General features: G+C 35.9%; 9 protein-coding genes, 2 tRNA genes, 3 rRNA genes and 1 pseudogene. 13 read left to right on the forward strand and 2 right to left on the reverse strand.

The features are described from left to right. Nucleotides 1-162: 162 nt before the first annotated feature. Nucleotides 163-1,251: a M42 family metallopeptidase gene (locus tag AC0J6S_RS11155; RefSeq protein ID WP_474953882.1), complete on the reverse strand. Its 1,089-nt coding sequence runs from the start codon at nucleotides 1,249-1,251 to the stop codon at nucleotides 163-165. 82 nt (nucleotides 1,252-1,333) lie between these two features. On the opposite strand from AC0J6S_RS11155, the gene AC0J6S_RS11160 reads away from it, so the two are divergent. From AC0J6S_RS11160 to AC0J6S_RS11200, 9 genes and pseudogenes are all read left to right on the forward strand, one after another. Continuing rightward, nucleotides 1,334-2,011, forward strand: coding sequence for a DUF4294 domain-containing protein (locus AC0J6S_RS11160; RefSeq protein WP_474953883.1), 678 nt, complete (start codon nucleotides 1,334-1,336; stop codon nucleotides 2,009-2,011). A gap of 409 nt (nucleotides 2,012-2,420) precedes the next feature. Next, nucleotides 2,421-3,584 (forward strand): IS4 family transposase, encoded by a 1,164-nt coding sequence (locus AC0J6S_RS11165; RefSeq protein WP_474953884.1) that lies wholly within the window; start codon nucleotides 2,421-2,423, stop codon nucleotides 3,582-3,584. Nucleotides 3,585-4,398: 814 nt separating this feature from the next. Continuing rightward, a 16S ribosomal RNA gene (locus AC0J6S_RS11170) occupies nucleotides 4,399-5,912 on the forward strand. A 187-nt stretch (nucleotides 5,913-6,099) separates the two neighbouring features. Continuing rightward, nucleotides 6,100-6,173: transfer RNA gene (locus AC0J6S_RS11175), tRNA-Ile, on the forward strand. Between the two features lie 143 nt (nucleotides 6,174-6,316). Further along, nucleotides 6,317-6,390: transfer RNA gene (locus tag AC0J6S_RS11180), tRNA-Ala, on the forward strand. A 195-nt stretch (nucleotides 6,391-6,585) separates the two neighbouring features. Next, nucleotides 6,586-9,469, forward strand: a 23S ribosomal RNA gene (locus tag AC0J6S_RS11185). Between the two features lie 150 nt (nucleotides 9,470-9,619). After that, a 5S ribosomal RNA gene (gene rrf / locus AC0J6S_RS11190) occupies nucleotides 9,620-9,729 on the forward strand. Together the 16S, 23S and 5S rRNA genes with 2 tRNA genes alongside form the textbook arrangement of a ribosomal RNA operon. A gap of 374 nt (nucleotides 9,730-10,103) precedes the next feature. Beyond that, nucleotides 10,104-10,670: pseudogene (locus tag AC0J6S_RS11195) on the forward strand (ISL3 family transposase); the annotation flags it as partial. Continuing rightward, entirely contained in the window at nucleotides 10,625-10,957 is a 333-nt protein-coding gene (locus tag AC0J6S_RS11200; RefSeq protein WP_474956354.1) for a transposase, read from the forward strand. The pseudogene AC0J6S_RS11195 and the gene AC0J6S_RS11200, both read left to right, overlap by 46 nt. A gap of 2,399 nt (nucleotides 10,958-13,356) precedes the next feature. On the opposite strand, the gene AC0J6S_RS11205 is transcribed toward AC0J6S_RS11200, so the two are convergent. Then, nucleotides 13,357-14,664 carry a tail fiber domain-containing protein gene (locus AC0J6S_RS11205; protein WP_474953885.1) on the reverse strand — a complete coding sequence of 436 codons (1,308 nt, stop codon included), beginning with the start codon at nucleotides 14,662-14,664 and terminating at the stop codon, nucleotides 13,357-13,359. 1,978 nt (nucleotides 14,665-16,642) lie between these two features. Here AC0J6S_RS11205 and AC0J6S_RS11210 point away from each other — a divergent pair. The 4 genes from AC0J6S_RS11210 to AC0J6S_RS11225 all read left to right on the forward strand — a co-directional run bounded on the left by AC0J6S_RS11210 (nucleotide 16,643) and on the right by AC0J6S_RS11225 (nucleotide 19,008). Further along, a complete protein-coding gene (locus AC0J6S_RS11210) occupies nucleotides 16,643-17,008 on the forward strand; it encodes a hypothetical protein (protein WP_474953886.1) in 366 nt (121 codons plus the stop codon). 101 nt (nucleotides 17,009-17,109) lie between these two features. Beyond that, nucleotides 17,110-17,361 carry a hypothetical protein gene (locus AC0J6S_RS11215; protein ID WP_474953887.1) on the forward strand — a complete coding sequence of 84 codons (252 nt, stop codon included), beginning with the start codon at nucleotides 17,110-17,112 and terminating at the stop codon, nucleotides 17,359-17,361. 43 nt (nucleotides 17,362-17,404) lie between these two features. Further along, nucleotides 17,405-17,833, forward strand: coding sequence for a hypothetical protein (locus tag AC0J6S_RS11220; RefSeq protein WP_474953888.1), 429 nt, complete (start codon nucleotides 17,405-17,407; stop codon nucleotides 17,831-17,833). Nucleotides 17,834-18,252: 419 nt separating this feature from the next. After that, nucleotides 18,253-19,008, forward strand: coding sequence for a hypothetical protein (locus AC0J6S_RS11225; protein ID WP_474953889.1), 756 nt, complete (start codon nucleotides 18,253-18,255; stop codon nucleotides 19,006-19,008). Nucleotides 19,009-19,055 lie beyond the last annotated feature (47 nt).

Consider the following 19,055-nt stretch of genomic DNA (forward strand, 5'->3'; position numbering starts at 1 on the left):
AATTTGAACTGCGGTTTTTTAGCCCCGATTACTTCACTTTGTTTCTACTTTCAGCGGAGTTCAGTGAACTTCGTTTGAAGAGGAAATCCTTTTCCTTTTTGCTGCCAAAAAGGGAAAGATTGCAATCTCGTTTTTAGAACGAGACGGTATTAGCTTCTAAAACTATTTGAAATAAGAGAATGTTTCTTCGTTTTCTAATTTCAATAAGGTTTCATAAATTAATTTAATCACGTTTTCAACGTCATCACGATGTACCATTTCAACCGTAGTGTGCATATATCGCAACGGCAAAGATATCAAAGCTGAAGCAACACCGCCATTACTGTACGCAAAAGCATCAGTATCTGTGCCGGTAACGCGAGAAGAAGCCAACCTTTGGAACGGAATTTCTTTTGCCATTGCAGTTTCTAAAATCAGTTCTCTCAAATTATTCTGAACTGCAGGTGCATAAGTGACTACAGGTCCTCGACCAATTTTTGTATCTCCTTCAATTTTCTTTTCGATCATTGGAGTAGTGGAGTCATGACAAACATCAGTGACAATAGCTACGTTGGGTTTGATAGTTTTGGTAATCATTTCTGCACCACGAAGACCTACTTCTTCTTGAACCGAATTGGTGATATACAATCCGAACGGAAGTTTTATTTTGTTTTCGTGCAACAAACGAGCCACTTCTGCAATCATAAACCCACCCATACGGTTATCGATGGCGCGGCAAACAAATTTGTTTTCGTTCAAAATCATGAATTCATCAGGATACGTAATTACACAACCTACATGCACTCCCATTTTATCAACTTGTTCTTTAGTTTCACAACCAATGTCAATAAATAGATTGTCAACTTTTGCCGCTTCTTCTTTATCTCTGTTTCGAGTATGAATAGCCGGCCAGCCAAAAACACCTTTTACAATTCCTGCTTTAGTATGAATATTAACGCGTTTTGATGGAGCAATTTGATGATCCGAACCGCCGTTTCTAATCACGTAGATTAATCCGTCGTCAGTGATATAATTAACGTACCATGAAATTTCGTCAGCGTGACCTTCAATCACTACCTTATAAGGTGCATCGGGATTTATGATTCCAACAGCTGAACCGTAAGTGTCCGTTATAAAAGTATCTACATAAGGTTTCAGGTATTCCATCCATATTTTTTGGCCGCCACTTTCGTAACCTGTGGGTGATGCATTATTAAGGTAGTTTTCTAAAAACTCAAGGGAGGACTTGTTTAATATTGATTTAGTGCTCATAAAATTATTTTTTTGCTAAAGTAGAAATTTGGCATTACAGTTGCGTATATAATGTATAATTTTGGCAATTAAATTTTCCTGTATGAAGCTAATTAAATTTTTATTGTTTTTTATATGTACCGTTATGACTGTTAATGCTCAGGTAATACCTCAGGACACTACAAAGATGGGATATGAATTAGGAGAAGATGAATTTATTCTTGGTGATACCATTCAACTGCCAGAAGTGTTGATATACAAGGGGAAAACGGATCCCGAAGCAAGAAAGCAATTTTTAATCCTCCAAAATCGTGTTTATAAAACCTATCCTTATGCAAAGCTAGCGTCTGAAAGATTGTCGAACTTAAATAGAGGAATGGCGAACCTAAAAACAAACAAGGAGAAAAAAAAGTACTTTAAGATAGTAGAAAGTTATTTGAGTGATGAGTTCGAAGCTAAACTCAAAAAGCTTTCCCGTAAACAAGGTCAGATATTGGTAAAGTTAATTGATCGTCAAACAGGCACCACAACATATGAATTAGTAAAAAGTCTCAAAAGTGGCTGGAAAGCATTTTGGTCGAATACGGCGGCAAGCATGTTTGATATAAATTTAAAAACAAAGTATGCGCCTTTTGATGTTAATGAAGACTACCTGATAGAAACTATATTAGTTCGGGCATTTGATTCCGGTCGATTGCAAAATCAAAATCCGGCAAAACCAGTTGATTATGATAGTCTAACTGATTCTTGGGAATCTAGAGCTGAAAATCTCAAGAAATAAAATTCATTATTGCGTTCCTCATTATATAAAGAAAGGCGGTTATCGTAAAGGATAATCGTCTTTCTTTATATAATAAGTCGGGCTATTCGCTTCAAGTCCTCGTCTTGTTGAGTTTGAGACTCAACGAGACTGTGGGCTATTCGCTGCTATCCCTAACGCGAAGCCCGCAATAATTAAGATATCCAGTTTAATTAAGAGTAGAAGAACTCATATTAATACAATAAATCTGGTCACCTTATATATATAGTAGCGAATGGAAAAGGGATTTTTGTTATTATATAAGGTCACTAGTGTCCACTATAGATTAAAAAAAGTTCTTTGAAATTATTGTAAATCTGTATTTTAAGTCTCATTTTAGAGCGTGACGATTTGAATTGAATTCTTATGTTCGTAAATTAACTTTACGAAAATGAATCACGGCAAATATGTCTTTTCTCAATTGGTTGAATTTCTACCACAACGTGTTTTTGATAGACTTGTAACAAAATATAATGGTAATAAAAGTGTTAAACATTTTACTTGTTGGAATCAACTTTTATGTATGCTTTTTGGTCAATTATCCTCTCGTGAAAGCTTGCGAGATTTGATAACTGTTATCGAAGCACATCAATCAAAATCGTATCATTTAGGATTTGGAAAAAATGTAACTCGAAGCAACTTATCCAAGGCAAATGAAAATCGTAATTATAAAATATTTGAAGACTTTGCCAACCATTTAATATTGATTGCCCAAGAAAAAAACTGCAACGATAGTTTTGAAATAAAAGGTAATATTTATGCTTTTGATTCTTCAACTATTGACTTGTGTTTGAGTGTGTTTTGGTGGGCTCATTTTCGAAAAACCAAAGCAGGAATAAAACTCCACACACTTTTTGATATTAACACACAAATCCCAGTATTTATTCACATCACAGAGGCAAATGTGCACGATGTTAATGCTATGGACATCATCAATTACGAACCTTTTGCTTACTATATTTTTGACCGTGCTTATGTTGATTATTTAAGGCTTTATCAAATCACAAAATCAACTGCTTATTTTGTAGTCAGGGCAAAATCAAATTTAAAATTCAAAAGAATGTATTCTAAAAAAACGGATAAATCTACTGGGGTTATTTATGACCAAACAGGGAAAATAGACGGCTTTTATACTTCAAAAGATTATCCCGAAAAGATTAGAAAAGTGAAGTTCTTTGATGCTGAAAATAATAAAACCATAATCTTTTTGACTAATAATTTTGACTTGTCAGCCGAGCAAATTGCTTTGCTTTACAAACAGCGTTGGCAGATTGAATTATTCTTCAAATGGATTAAACAACATCTGAAAGTTAAGACCTTTTGGGGTACAACAGAAAATGCTGTTCGCATACAAATCAACATCGCAATAATAACTTATTGCTTGGTGTCAATAATTGCAAAAGATTTAAAAATCAATCGTTCCATCTACGAAATTCTACAAATTTTATCAGCATCATTACTTGATAAAACACCTGTAAATGAATTACTTATGAAATCAGATTACAATAATGTCAATGAACTTGATTCTAACCAGCTGGTTTTCAACTTATTTTAAGTGGACACTAGTGATATAAGGTATAGGATAAAGTCATTTTATTGGTCTAAAGTAGTTTTTTTGTTCAAATACTGTCAAGGTCGGCTGTTTTGAAGGATTAGAGTTTAGTGAAGAGCTGTTAAAGTATGAACAAAGATTGAATTTCTAAAGCTTTAGTAAATAAAGAAGGGTAGTCGATAGCCGTGCAATGGTACTGAAATAGGTAATTTTGGATTGAAATGGCGTGTATCGGCTAATAGATTGCTATTTTGTTTAAAAAACTTCACGCTTCAAAAAGCATGTTTTCAGCAAGTTAAAGATAATGTTAAAAAAAGGGTAAAAAAAAGGTTTAAAAAAGCTTGAATAACGGTATAAAGGTGTTAGTTTTGCACCCGCAATGACGCAGACGTTCTTTCAAATACTGGCAAGTAAAGTGAATCAAAAGAGAAAATTTATTTTCTAAAAAAGATTAAAAAGGCTTGTGAGATTAGAAAACGGATGTTACATTTGCACCCCGCAAGACGCGCAAAGTTCCTTGATAGATTGATAAGAAAAGAGAAGCAAACGAGATAAAATTTATCTTAAAAAAAACTTCAAATTTTTCTTGCCAGTTAAAAAGAAAGTTGTACTTTTGCACCCGCTTCGAGAAACACTATAACAAGTGTTAAAAGGAGTTAAAAACAAGATAAGAACACGTTCCTAGACATATTGAATTGACAGCCGTCTCGTTCGCAAGAACAAGACACAAGAATAAGAGTAATAGAATCGAGAGATTTGAAAAAACCACTAGAATTTAGTCGAATAACAATAGCTTGAGCAATCAAGCGTACAATATACGATGAAGAGTTTGATCCTGGCTCAGGATGAACGCTAGCGGCAGGCTTAACACATGCAAGTCGAGGGGTATAGTTCTTCGGAATTAGAGACCGGCGCACGGGTGCGTAACGCGTATGCAATCTACCTTTCACAGAGGGATAGCCCAGAGAAATTTGGATTAATACCTCATAGTATATCGAGTTGGCATCAACATGATATTAAAGTCACAACGGTGAAAGATGAGCATGCGTCCCATTAGCTAGTTGGTAAGGTAACGGCTTACCAAGGCAACGATGGGTAGGGGTCCTGAGAGGGAGATCCCCCACACTGGTACTGAGACACGGACCAGACTCCTACGGGAGGCAGCAGTGAGGAATATTGGACAATGGGCGCAAGCCTGATCCAGCCATGCCGCGTGCAGGATGACGGTCCTATGGATTGTAAACTGCTTTTATACGAGAAGAAACACCTCTACGAGTAGAGACTTGACGGTATCGTAAGAATAAGGATCGGCTAACTCCGTGCCAGCAGCCGCGGTAATACGGAGGATCCAAGCGTTATCCGGAATCATTGGGTTTAAAGGGTCCGTAGGCGGTCAGATAAGTCAGTGGTGAAAGCCCATCGCTCAACGGTGGAACGGCCATTGATACTGTCTGACTTGAATTATTAGGAAGTAACTAGAATATGTAGTGTAGCGGTGAAATGCTTAGAGATTACATGGAATACCAATTGCGAAGGCAGGTTACTACTAATTGATTGACGCTGATGGACGAAAGCGTGGGTAGCGAACAGGATTAGATACCCTGGTAGTCCACGCCGTAAACGATGGATACTAGCTGTTGGGAGCAATCTCAGTGGCTAAGCGAAAGTGATAAGTATCCCACCTGGGGAGTACGTTCGCAAGAATGAAACTCAAAGGAATTGACGGGGGCCCGCACAAGCGGTGGAGCATGTGGTTTAATTCGATGATACGCGAGGAACCTTACCAAGGCTTAAATGTAGATTGACCGGTTTGGAAACAGACTTTTCGCAAGACAATTTACAAGGTGCTGCATGGTTGTCGTCAGCTCGTGCCGTGAGGTGTCAGGTTAAGTCCTATAACGAGCGCAACCCCTGTTGTTAGTTGCCAGCGAGTCAAGTCGGGAACTCTAACAAGACTGCCAGTGCAAACTGTGAGGAAGGTGGGGATGACGTCAAATCATCACGGCCCTTACGCCTTGGGCTACACACGTGCTACAATGGCCGGTACAGAGAGCAGCCACTGGGCGACCAGGAGCGAATCTATAAAACCGGTCACAGTTCGGATCGGAGTCTGCAACTCGACTCCGTGAAGCTGGAATCGCTAGTAATCGGATATCAGCCATGATCCGGTGAATACGTTCCCGGGCCTTGTACACACCGCCCGTCAAGCCATGGAAGCTGGGGGTGCCTGAAGTCGGTGACCGCAAGGAGCTGCCTAGGGTAAAACTGGTAACTAGGGCTAAGTCGTAACAAGGTAGCCGTACCGGAAGGTGCGGCTGGAACACCTCCTTTCTAGAGCCTTAGTGTTAGTAGTAATACACGCTAGGGAAAGAAGACGAAAGTTCAAGTTGGAAACAAGTTTCAACATTTTATTACTCTTGCTGTTAATTTATAAAAAAAAGAGAGAAAAGAAAATAGAATATAGAGCATAGATTTAGTCTATAATCTTAAGTCTTTATTCTTTACTCAAAAAAAAGAGTGTCTCGTAGCTCAGCTGGTTAGAGTACTACACTGATAATGTAGGGGTCGACAGTTCGAGTCTGTCCGAGACAACAAAAAAAGCATTAAGTACTTATTATTAAGTATTTATACAAAAACGTTCATAGAAACAGATTGAAAGGAAATTCTAGGGTTGAAAGATTACGAATTACAATAATTCATAATTCATAATTCACAATTCATAATTAAAAAAGATTGGGGGATTAGCTCAGCTGGCTAGAGCGCCTGCCTTGCACGCAGGAGGTCAACGGTTCGACTCCGTTATTCTCCACTATCTTCGAGAAGATAGAATATAGAAAAAAGAATATAGATTAAGTCTATTATCTATTCTCTATGTTCTTTATTCAAAAAGAAAAAGTTCATTGACATATTGAGATAAGAAAATAATAAAAAGTAGAAAGCATTTTTTGTTTGTTTATCATTAGACAAGTAAAAGAAACGGTCTTAATTAATTTTAAGGTTGGTACAATAAGCAAAATAAGGGCGTATGGGGGATGCCTTGGCTCTCAGAGGCGATGAAGGGCGTGATAAGCTGCGAAAAGCTACGGGGATTGGCACACACGAATTGATCCGTAGATACCCGAATGGGGCAACCCACTATGTTGAAGACATAGTACACCGATAGGTGGGCAAACCCGCTGAACTGAAACATCTAAGTAGGCGGAGGAGAAGAAAACAAAAGTGATTCCGTAAGTAGTGGCGAGCGAACGCGGATTAGCCCAAACCAATGTTGTTACGGCAATATTGGGGTTGTAGGACCACGTTATTTGTTGCGGATTGAATTAGAATCTACTGGAAAGTAGAGCCAAAGAAGGTGATAGCCCTGTATAAGTAAAAGAAGATAACGATAGTGGTATCCTGAGTAGGGCGGGACACGAGAAATCCTGTCTGAATTTGGCGGGACCATCCGCTAAGGCTAAATACTCCTGAGAGACCGATAGTGAACCAGTACCGTGAGGGAAAGGTGAAAAGAACCGTGAATAACGGAGTGAAATAGATCCTGAAACCATACGCTTACAAGCGGTCGGAGCCCTTTCGTGGGGTGACGGCGTGCCTTTTGCATAATGAGCCTACGAGTTAACGTTGCTGGCAAGGATAAGTGGTTAAGCCACGGATCCGTAGCGAAAGCGAGTCTGAATAGGGCGCTTTAGTCAGTAGTGTTAGACGCGAAACCGTGTGATCTACCCATGGGCAGGTTGAAGCTGTGGTAACACACAGTGGAGGACCGAACCGGTTGACGTTGAAAAGTCTTCGGATGACCTGTGGGTAGGGGTGAAAGGCCAATCAAACTCGGAAATAGCTCGTACTCCCCGAAATGCATTTAGGTGCAGCGTTATGCGTAAAGTTATATAGAGGTAGAGCTACTGATTGGATGCGGGGGCTTCACCGCCTACCAATTCCTGACAAACTCCGAATGCTATATAATGTTTCATAACAGTGAGGGCTTGGGTGCTAAGGTCCAAGTCCGAGAGGGAAAGAACCCAGACCATCAGCTAAGGTCCCCAAATATATACTAAGTTGAAAGAACGAGGTTTGTCTGCCCAGACAGCTAGGATGTTGGCTTGGAAGCAGCCATTCATTTAAAGAGTGCGTAACAGCTCACTAGTCGAGCGGACGAGCATGGATAATAATCGGGCATAAGTATATTACCGAAGCTATGGATTTAGAGTTTACTCTAAGTGGTAGGGGAGCATTCTAACAGGGTTGAAGGTGAGTCGTAAGGCCTGCTGGACTGGTTAGAAAAGAAAATGTAGGCATAAGTAACGATAATGCGGGCGAGAAACCCGCACACCGAAAGACTAAGGTTTCCACAGCTATGCTAATCAGCTGTGGGTTAGTCGGGACCTAAGGCGAACCCGAAAGGGACAGTCGATGGACAACGGGTTAATATTCCCGTACTAGTTATTACTGTGATGGGGTGACGGAGTGATGAAAGCGCCGCGAACTGACGGAATAGTTCGTTGAAGTACCTACCTATAAGACCCGCAGGCAAATCCACGGGTTTTGGGGAAATACGATAGTACTCGGAGTCTTCGGACAAAGAGATAGTGCGCCTAAGGGCTTCCAAGAAAAACCTCTAAACTTCAGGTAATAAGTACCCGTACCGCAAACCGACACAGGTAGTCGAGGAGAGAATCCTAAGGTGCTCGAGAGATTCATGGCTAAGGAATTAGGCAAAATAGACCCGTAACTTCGGGAGAAGGGTCGCCAGCAGCAATGCTGGCCGCAGTGAAGAGGTCCAGGCGACTGTTTATCAAAAACACAGGGCTCTGCAAAATCGTAAGATGAAGTATAGGGCCTGACACCTGCCCGGTGCTGGAAGGTTAAGTGGAGATGTTATCTTCGGAGAAGCATTGAAATGAAGCCCCAGTAAACGGCGGCCGTAACTATAACGGTCCTAAGGTAGCGAAATTCCTTGTCGGGTAAGTTCCGACCTGCACGAATGGTGTAACGATCTGGACACTGTCTCAGCCATGAGCTCGGTGAAATTGTAGTAGCGGTGAAGATGCCGCTTACCCGCAGTGGGACGAAAAGACCCTGTGCACCTTTACTATAGCTTAGTATTGACCTTGGATAAATGATGTGTAGGATAGGTTGGAGACTGTGAAGTGGCGTCGCTAGGCGTTGTGGAGTCATTGTTGAAATACAACCCTTTGTTTATCTGAGGCCTAACCCCGTTATGCGGGGGACATTGCTTGGTGGGTAGTTTGACTGGGGTGGTCGCCTCCAAAAGAGTAACGGAGGCTTCTAAAGGTTCCCTCAGTACGCTTGGTAACCGTGCGTAGAGTGCAATGGCATAAGGGAGCTTGACTGAGAGACATACAGGTCGATCAGGTACGAAAGTAGAGCATAGTGATCCGGTGGTTCCGCATGGAAGGGCCATCGCTCAAAGGATAAAAGGTACGCCGGGGATAACAGGCTGATCTCCCCCAAGAGCTCATATCGACGGGGGGGTTTGGCACCTCGATGTCGGCTCGTCACATCCTGGGGCTGGAGAAGGTCCCAAGGGTTGGGCTGTTCGCCCATTAAAGTGGCACGCGAGCTGGGTTCAGAACGTCGTGAGACAGTTCGGTCTCTATCTACTGTGGGCGCAAGAAATTTGAGTGGATCTGATTCTAGTACGAGAGGACCGAATTGGACAAACCTCTAGTGTATCTGTTGTCACGCCAGTGGCATCGCAGAGTAGCTACGTTTGGAAGGGATAAGCGCTGAAAGCATATAAGCGCGAAACCCACCACAAGATGAGATTTCTTTTAAGGGTCGTGGGAGATGACCACGTTGATAGGCTATAGATGTAAAGGCAGTAATGTCATAGTCGAGTAGTACTAATAACCCGTAAGCTTATGTACGCTTTTCCTCCCGATGCAAATCGGGAGAGAAGAAACTTTCTAACAAAAAAACTTTTCTTTATCTCAGTATGTTAAGATATTATTGCAATTACGAATTCATAATTACGAATTACGACTTGCAAGTAATTGCCCAAAGCAATTATAACCTCTTAAGGTGGTTATTGCGGCGGGGCTCACCTCTTCCCATCCCGAACAGAGTAGTTAAGCCCGCCTGCGCAGATGGTACTGCAGTTATGTGGGAGAGTATGTCGTCGCCTTTCTTTGAAGAATCCTCATCATTCATTTGATGAGGATTTTTTTTTTGTTAAGAAAAGGATTCTTTGATAAGATAACCTTTCAAGATTTTCTAATTCGCGGACACCAAGTATATCTTCATATCACACGCAGAAGATTGCTCAATGAAGAAACTGGGCAAGTCGTCTTTAGTCCCGAAACTTCAGGAGGAATTTAGTAGCAGACGGGACTCGGGTAACACAGGAGTTTGCATCTTTTTTAAAAGAGATCAATAGATTCCAAGGCTAATGTCTGTAATGCCATTGCTTCTTTCTATGGAGTTAGTGGCAAAAATCTGTAACATCAATACAAAGATTTCCTAAGTGATTTTAAAACTTGGGATCAACTCTCACACGCCAAGCAATGGCTTAGTTTTCCAAAAAACTTAGGCAAACGTTTATCAATAGATGAAACGACCCTCACCAATGGCGAACTCTATACTATTTTAACTAACAAAGCAGCTAAAGGAAAGAAAGGGAGTATAGTAGCCGTGATTGCCGGAACTAAAGCCGATACTGTCATTTCTATTATAGAAATAATTCCTCTCAAAGCGCGCAATCAAGTCAAAGAGATTACCCAGGATATGGCAGCAAATATGGGATTAATTTCCAAAAAATGTTTTCCAAATGCCCCACTGGTAACCGACCGCTTCCATGTTCAAAAATTAGCCTTGGAAGCTTTACAAGAAATCAGAATCAAATACCGTTGGCAATCAATAAATCAGGAAAATCAAGCGATGGAAAAAGCTAAAAAAGGGAATATAAAGTTTGAATATGAAATGCTATCTAATGGAGATACACTTAAACAATTACTAGTCCGTAGCGGCTATTTTTATATAAACACAAATCTAAATGGTCCGAAAACCAAATACAACGTGCCTCTATATCATTTGAATTATATCCCGATATCGAAAAAGCATACAATTTAGCTCAAGAATTGAGAAATATCTTTGAGAAAATAACCGATATAATCATTGGACTCTCAAGATTAGCCAAATGGCATGAGAAAGTAAATAAATCTGGGTTAAAGCCTTTCAATACAATCTCCAGATCTATAATGAATCATTACCAAACAATATCGAGCTATTTTGATAATAGAAGCACGAGTGCATCAGCGGAATCATTCAAGGCCAAAATAAAAGCATTTAGAAGTCAATTCAGAGGTGCGAGAAACGTTGAATTTTTCCTTTTTAGGCTGACTAATATTTATGCGTAATTTTTGCTACTCCACAACTTTTGGGCTTGATCCAATTTATCCCTTTACGGACACGCATTAATGAATATTTTGGAGGGGGTGTAAAAGAAAAAACCCTCTAAATCATACGATTTAAAGGGTTTTAATTCAATTTGTATTTCTACTGGCGGAGAAAGAGGCTCCGATGCCTTTATAATAGTCCCAGTAAATACTGGGCTTTCGAAACGTTTTTTAATAACGGGGTCACCTATAGAGTCACTATACTTTCAAAGTTTTTTTTAATTCAGCGAATATAATGAATAAGTGCTTAATTATTGGGTTATCCGTTTATAAAATCACTTTTGCTACATATTTTTAGATCTATAAATTTTTTTTGAATCTGTTGTACTACCATTTTTTTTGTAAAAAACTTAAAATAATTTTATTTTTAAATAATAACCTTGCTATTATTGGTTGGTGCAGTGTTTAGTTCTTAATTTTAAAAAAAAACATTGGGAATTTGTAAATAAATTATGGTTTTACTTGCGACAAATAAGTTTAAAATTTGTTTTAAAAAAATACAGCTACAAATTTAATTCTATGCACCGATGCAGAAATATATATTATTTAATAGGAGTTAATAGATTACAAGGAACAGTATCCGAATAATTTTTTTATTTTTAACAGAAATAAGCATTTTTTTAATAAAAATACATTATTTATTAGTAATCCTATAATAATTCCTAATTTTTTATAATAAAATCAATACATTATAAATGTATTGATAAAAAATTATTTTTTGATAATTTTATGGTTTTTTTAAAGAGAAAAACAACCCTATTTTTGATCAAATTTGGTACTAATTTCTGTAAATTTCCCAACAAAAAATTAGCATATTAATTTTTAGTTTGGAAATTACTTCGATGTACATTTTTACAGCTTAATAGTAAAATTTGTGTTTCTTCCTACCTTGGCCTCTTTCAATAAGATCCCTTTTGAAATAGAATCTTCAATTGGATATAAAAATAAAAAAAATAGACATTAAGTTAAGCTACATTTTTATAATTAATTTGATTGTTAAATTCTTCAATAGTCGTATAATTCAAAGCAGAGTGTCTCCTTTTTCTGTTGTACCAAATTTCAATGTATCGTTTCGCCAGTTCGCTTAGCTCTGGTCAAAGATTTTCAGCTTCATTTGTTCTTTTGAAATTAGTATGTTTCCATAAATCAATTGCTTCGCCTATTCGAACAAAGCTCTCGGGTCAGTTTTCAAGGATTTTAAAAAGCTTTCCGCTAACTGCATTGACCCAACAATTTTCTTTGCAGCTCATACCACAGGTTATTTTCTTATAGGAATCAAGTACATTTACAAACTTTTTGCTTGTATATTGAACACCTCTGTCGGAATGAAAAATCGAACCTTCCTCAATATTTCGGTTTTTAACCGCCATTTTTCATTTTTCAAGCTTAGTTTGCTTCGCCTGTTCGCTATCGATCGGGTCATCTGTACTCATTCCATGGCTCAAACTCCATCTTATAATTTTTCGGTCGTATAAATCCATAATAGTTTGTCAGATATACAAATTCCTCTTTATTTTTCATATTGGTGATATTAGAAATCCAAACATTTCAAGGGATTTTAACAATAAACTCCCTATTTACTATATTTGCGACGATTAAGTAATTTTGATTTGGTCGTTAATTTGCTTTTATTGCTTAGTCTACTTCGAAAGCCTAATTGTTTCATATTTTTAACTACTGTAATTGATTAGCTTGTTCGAGCACAGCTCTAATGTCTTGAAATTTTATAACCAATACTCCGAAGTTCTAATGTTATTCTAGGACTTTCTTATCGTTGTTTGGATTAAAAATAAATTAATGTTATCTTTTCTATTATAGCGATTTTTCGTTGCTGTATTGCAGTGGTTGCTTGTTCTTTCAATCGATAATAACTTCCACTACTCACTTGTAGAACTTTGCACTTTTTTTCAATCGGGAATAGTTGTTCATTGTTTTTAATAAAACTATAAATCATCGACCGATATTGGAAAAAATGCCTATTGCTTTTTTTAATATATCACGCTCCAACTCGGCATCTTTGAGTCTTTTCTCCAGTTCGTGAAACTTTTCTTGCTCGGGTGTTAGTTTTAAATTTCCTTTTCCTTGAAAACTTCCTTCTCCAAGCTCTTGGTACTCTTTGCTTCATTTGTACAACTTTGGGGCTGTTACTCCTAACTCTCAGGAGAGTTCTGACGTGTTTGCTCTATCATAACTCAACTGGACTGCTTTCTCTTTAAAAGCTTTGTTGTAAATTTTGCGCACTTGTTTTATAAGTTAAAATTAAGATTTATTTCTTAATTTTCTTTGATGGCTAAGTTAGCATGTCCATACCTATCGATTAAGAAAGTTTAATTTTTAAAGAACACTTCGAGGTGCTGTGATTATTTTTGATTTGTATTTTCAATTACTTTTTTTGCTAATAATTGCTCCAGTAACATTTTCAAATCATCTATTTGCTTTTGTTGTGCTTCAATTGTTATTTGTTGTTCTTGAATGGCTTTTACCATTGGAGCTATAAAATCGTTATAACGAACTTGATACATTCCCTGTCCATCTTTACTTAAAATCCCCGCATTTTTAGCGCCAATTTTATGTAATGTTTCTTCTAATTCTTGTGCAATAAACCCATATTCCGTTTTTTTGCTTTCGTCATTTTTACGTAAATACGAAACAGGGCGCAATTGTTTTATAAAATCCAATCCCAAATTAGATGTTTTAATATTTGATTTCCATCTTCTGTCAGAAGTTATTGTCCAGGCTACTTGAACAGTAGCTTTGGTAATTTGATTATTACCTATTTGTATATTATTACTAGCATAAATAGCTGCCTCTGCCCCAATAGCAGTAGAATTATTGAAATCTCCAGCAAATCTAGTATAACTTCCTAGGGCTGAATTATTACTTCCTGTATAATTACCTCTTAGACTGTAATTTCCTAACGCAGTATTACTTGAGCCTGTTGTGTTTTGATATAAAGCATATTCGCCTATTGAGGTATTATTATTTCCAGAACTATTCATATAGTTCGAATATTCGCCCGTTGCAGTATTTGAATTACCAATTATGTTAAACAAAAGGGAACCTTCACCTGTGGCAGTATTATGTGAACCTGAAGTATTGAATAGAAGTGTACTATTTCCAGTTGCGGTATTTGTTGCACCAGTAGTATTTTTTAAAAGAGCATTATTTCCCGTTGCGGTATTTGATGCACCTGTAGAATTAGACAATAGTGCGCTTCTGCCAATAGCTGTGTTAGTACTTGTGCTACCTGCACCAGTTCCTACAGTAATTCCATGTACAATTAAATCATTAGTAAAAGTTTTAGCACCCGTGCCTAAAGTTTGGGTTGTAGTATTAATTATTCCTCCTGAGGTTGCCGTGGCGTCTGTTACTGTGGCTGATGCGGTTGCAACCCACTTTACCCCATTGTTGGTATAAATCCCAGGTAAAACATCTCCAGCATTAGCTGTATTATAAACCATCATGCCCTGAATATGTGCTGCTAAGGGCAAAAAACTATTAGTGCTAGTTAGAGCTACTCTAGACAATAACAATCCCTTGTCATTAGATTCTAATTCTAATAAGGAGTTAGGATTAACAACGGTAGAATTAACCCCAATTTTAACCTGTGCGGAAGCTAGTATAGCTAAAAAAATAAATAATATGGTAAAATACTTTTTTTTAATCATTGCTTTTAAATTTAATGCTGCTATAAATTACTTCATAACAAGCAAACTCTTTTTATTTCTAAATCACCTACTCTTTATTACAGTTTTCGGCTTCCCGGTTTTATTCTACTATATTCCCTGTATCTTCAAAAATAACAGTACCTATAAAGAACCGCACGAAGGTTTTCGTGTGGCATTAGTTTCACTTCTGGTGTGCGTTTATTTTATAAATTTAACTAATTCTAATTTTCTTGAATTATACTCATCGGATCTAACAAGACCTAATTCCATTTTATCTTTTTCAGATTTTAATTTTGCAATAGCCTCTTTAGAAGTCATTTTATGCTCATCAATTTCAATACCGTAATATAATTTAACTTGAATATTATGATCTACACCATCTAAATTGGCCGCTATAGAAAATCCTTTTTTTTATCTCCTTCAATAATAAAAGATTTAATTTTTAAGGCAGTTTTTACAATAGTTCTAGAATAAACACTATGATCGGAGTTATTTTGTTGAGCAAGTGCTAGCATTTCAAAAGTTGTCATTCTAATTGTAACAGACGAAAAATTTTATCGGTTACAGGTGTGTCAATTTTAAGGACATAATCACAGATACTTAACATATTTTTTTGGGGATTAAAAAGCAGCGTTAGCTGTTCAAAACTCGTAGTTTCATCCTCATCAAAAATAAAGCATTAATACTTTATAGCTAAATAAATAAATAAATAAAATACTTCCAAGTAATAAATGAGAACATAAGGGAAATGGGGGTCATATTCAGGAATAAGTGGGAACATAAAGAAATAAATATCCAAATACATGAATGATTATTTTGGTTTTTTTTTGGTATTATTGGAAAAAAATGCTCAAAAACGTCGAGCGAAAGTATTATTGTAAGAAATATAATTATTAATGTTTAAAAATCTGCGTAAAGCATTATTTTGATATTAAATTTTTAGTTTTATTTTCTAACATAATTTAAAGGTTCTTACATGCGTTTTTTCAAGAAACTAGACTTGTATTGTTTAGTAAAAGTAATTTTTGTTTGTAAAATTACTAAACCCTATAATTTATTATCAACATTGAAAAAGCAGTTTGTTTAGTGATTTTTTAGATTGATTCAACTTTGTAGATTAAATTTCCTGAGCACATTGAATATGCTAACTTAGTTATTGCAGAAAGTTAAGAAATAGTGTGTTGTTTTATAAATTCAAATTTAACTTATGTCTCAACAGCGAGAATGCTGGCGGCTCTATTTAATATTTCCATTTCCTGCTTGACTTCTGCAAGTTCTCCTCATCCTTTTTAATTGCAGAAGTATATTTTCTGTAGTCTGTTTTGCTCTACAGCTTAGTCTTTTATCATTGAGCTGGTTATTCCATCCTCGGATGTTATCTGCGCTTTGTAGCTTATTCACGCACTTCCCTTATAATAGTGCAATCTGTATTGCCCAGCGCTAGAGCCTTGCGCTTAAATTTTAAAGTGTAAGATAGTCTTAGGTTTTACATTTCCCTGTTTTAGACTCCAAAGATGTTGTTTTTTTGTCCACTTTTCGGTATAAATTCCACTCTATAGATGGATTCGAATATTGGACAATTTACATATTAAAGATCTCCTTTAAATTTCTACTTAATATTACATCATGGAAGAATTTAGCAACTTCAACAGTAAAGGATTAGACATACTGAATTAGTATTCCCTCTTGAAAATTATTGTTAGACTGTTAGTTTTGGTAATACCTCAGCATAAAATCATCACCTATGCTTAAATATTAACACTTATTAACTACTAATTTATTTTTTGAAGCAGTACCAATATTTTTGTATTGATTAAAATTTTGTTAATGCATAGATAGTGAACCGGTTCTATTTATGGTAGAAATGAAATTTCATAACAATACTAGAGTAAATGATATCTAACTCCTTTAAGCTTTTTTTTTAGTTTAGGCAGTAGAATATAAGTTAAAGGTAGGATGCAGGATTCTAAAATCAAACTTGGTACCACTTAATTTAAGGAAGTGTAATGAAATTAAAAATGTGATTGATTCTTTAAATAAAATATACATCATTAAAAATGACACTGACCCATTATCTCTTAAATCAAGAATAAATTTTTATAGACAACAAAAGTTATTGGAGTCTTTTGGATATGAAATATTAAATCCTATTGAAAGAATTGCTAATTATAGTTTAAAAGTAGGTTTTGAGTGTAAGAAGTTTAATCTAAAAACATTAATTGAGTGCACGGCTGTATTTATTATGGAGGATGTCTCTCTGAAAAGGGGAGATAATGTAGAATTGCAAATTAGTATAGATTTGGGACTAATGATTATTCAAAACTTTATAGTTGATATTGATTAGATGAATGGTAGTATTAATGTTAAATGTAGATTGATCAACAAATTTTCGAAATAATATTAGATTAAAAAAGTGTTGTAGATAATATAAAAAACTAAATAATCATGACAATATTGAAATATATAATTGGTGAAAAAAATATACCAATAATTTTTAGTAAAGAAATAATTCATAACACAGTTGCACAGAAAGCAATTTCTGCAGGTTTTTTAATTGTAGAATATGATAAAATTTTAAATAAATTCTTAGCTATTTGTTTTGGTGAAAGTTCTTCCTTAAATGTTAAGTGTGAAGTTGGAGATCAAGTGATAATTGAAAATTATTTGAATAAACAATTTTTCTCTTTTAAAACTTAAAATGATACAAAAGTCTTAATGAAATTAAAATAATTTTTTTAAAATGACAGGAAAATTACGTGATAAAAAATTGTATAAGTATGATGACAGCTTTGCTATTATTGAAGGAGGTAGGGTTATAATTGCTTCTAGTGATAAAAAAGTTTCGATACGAATAAAGGATATTAGGAAAATTTTACTTTTAAAAAGAAGAATGCTTCATTTCAATTTTTTATTATATTTTATTTTGTTAGGGTTTATTATCTTACTTTTTACTGCTAAAATGGTAGTAGTATCAAAGTTATTTATTATTTGTATAATTCTATTTATCGGCATTATGGGTATTTTTTTTAAAACCTTTCAGTATAAAATTATTCTGATTAACAAATACGATTTCATAGAATTGATAATAGAGAAAGAATCATTAATTGATGCCGAAAATTTATTGTTGACCCTAAATAAACATATTGCAGTCAATGAAATTGGAGCTTAATCTGCTTGTATAATAAAACTTAAATAGAGATAAATTTATTAATCTTAGAATATGAATCAAAGACGGTGGTTAGTATTTTGATAGATTGATGGCGTCATAAGATTTAGTTCAATTGGTCTTACTTAAAAATTTTATCTGATGTTTGGTGAGATTTTTTAATCTCCTAAATGCTTTTCAAAAAATATAAAAAACGCAAACCAATTTTTTGTAAATATTAGCAGTTGTCCTTATCCTTTTAAGTCATTATAATGGCATTTCCTATTTTGTACACTAAGAGATAAGATATCCCCTTCACCTATAAACGATAGTTTTAAGTAATTCCTATAAAGTAGTAGAAAAAAATTGAATTGGCTAAATTTTATTAACTAAAGATATTAAAATTAATTTGTAATTATAAATGTTTAACAATTAATATAAAAATGAGATATATCAAAAACAAAGCGGCACGAGGTATCATGTCATATTTGATTTTTATTTTGGTTTCTGCATCATTGCTTAACATTAATGCTCAAAATCATGTGGCTTCTGGAGGTGAACTATTTTCGGGGTCAATGGGATATGACTTTCAAAGTAGTACTGTATGGTCAACTGATAGGTCCACAACACCAGGTTATTACAGTTGGGACGGTGATTCTGGAAATGCATATACGGGTGCTGATGACACGCATCATGTCAACGGCTATGTTAAAAAATATGGAACAAAGGCTTTTACCTTTCCAATTGGAACAGGAGCAGACTATAGGACACTATCAATTGGGTCTTACCCTTCAGGAAATAATACGGATGCTTATGCAGCAGCTTGGATTGTAGGAGATCCAAGTACTACTCCAGATCCTACTAATGCTAATTCGTTCAATCTCAAAGCTTCGGTTTCGGGGGTTATTGTGGGTGTGAGTCCAGTTGGGCAATGGGATTGGCAGTCTATTAGTGGTACAGGAGCAGGCTTAAGCATTACCGTATCGATGCCGGAAATAAGTGCAATAGGTGCGTTTATTTATCCGGCTAATTTGCGTCTGGTAGGATGGAATGGTTCAAATTGGATTAATCTTGGTGACGCAGGTGCAAGCGCTTTCACTAGAAATAGTACTTTAAGTGGTACAATGGTCGAGGGCATTCAGGCCATAGGTATTGGTGCTGTATGTAATGCAGGAATAAGTTATCCCATAATTAAATAGTCATAAAGTAAAATCATGAAAGTATTTAAGTTTTTTATTAGAAAAAA

Source organism: Flavobacterium sp. TS_SC_5 (assembly GCF_056156265.1).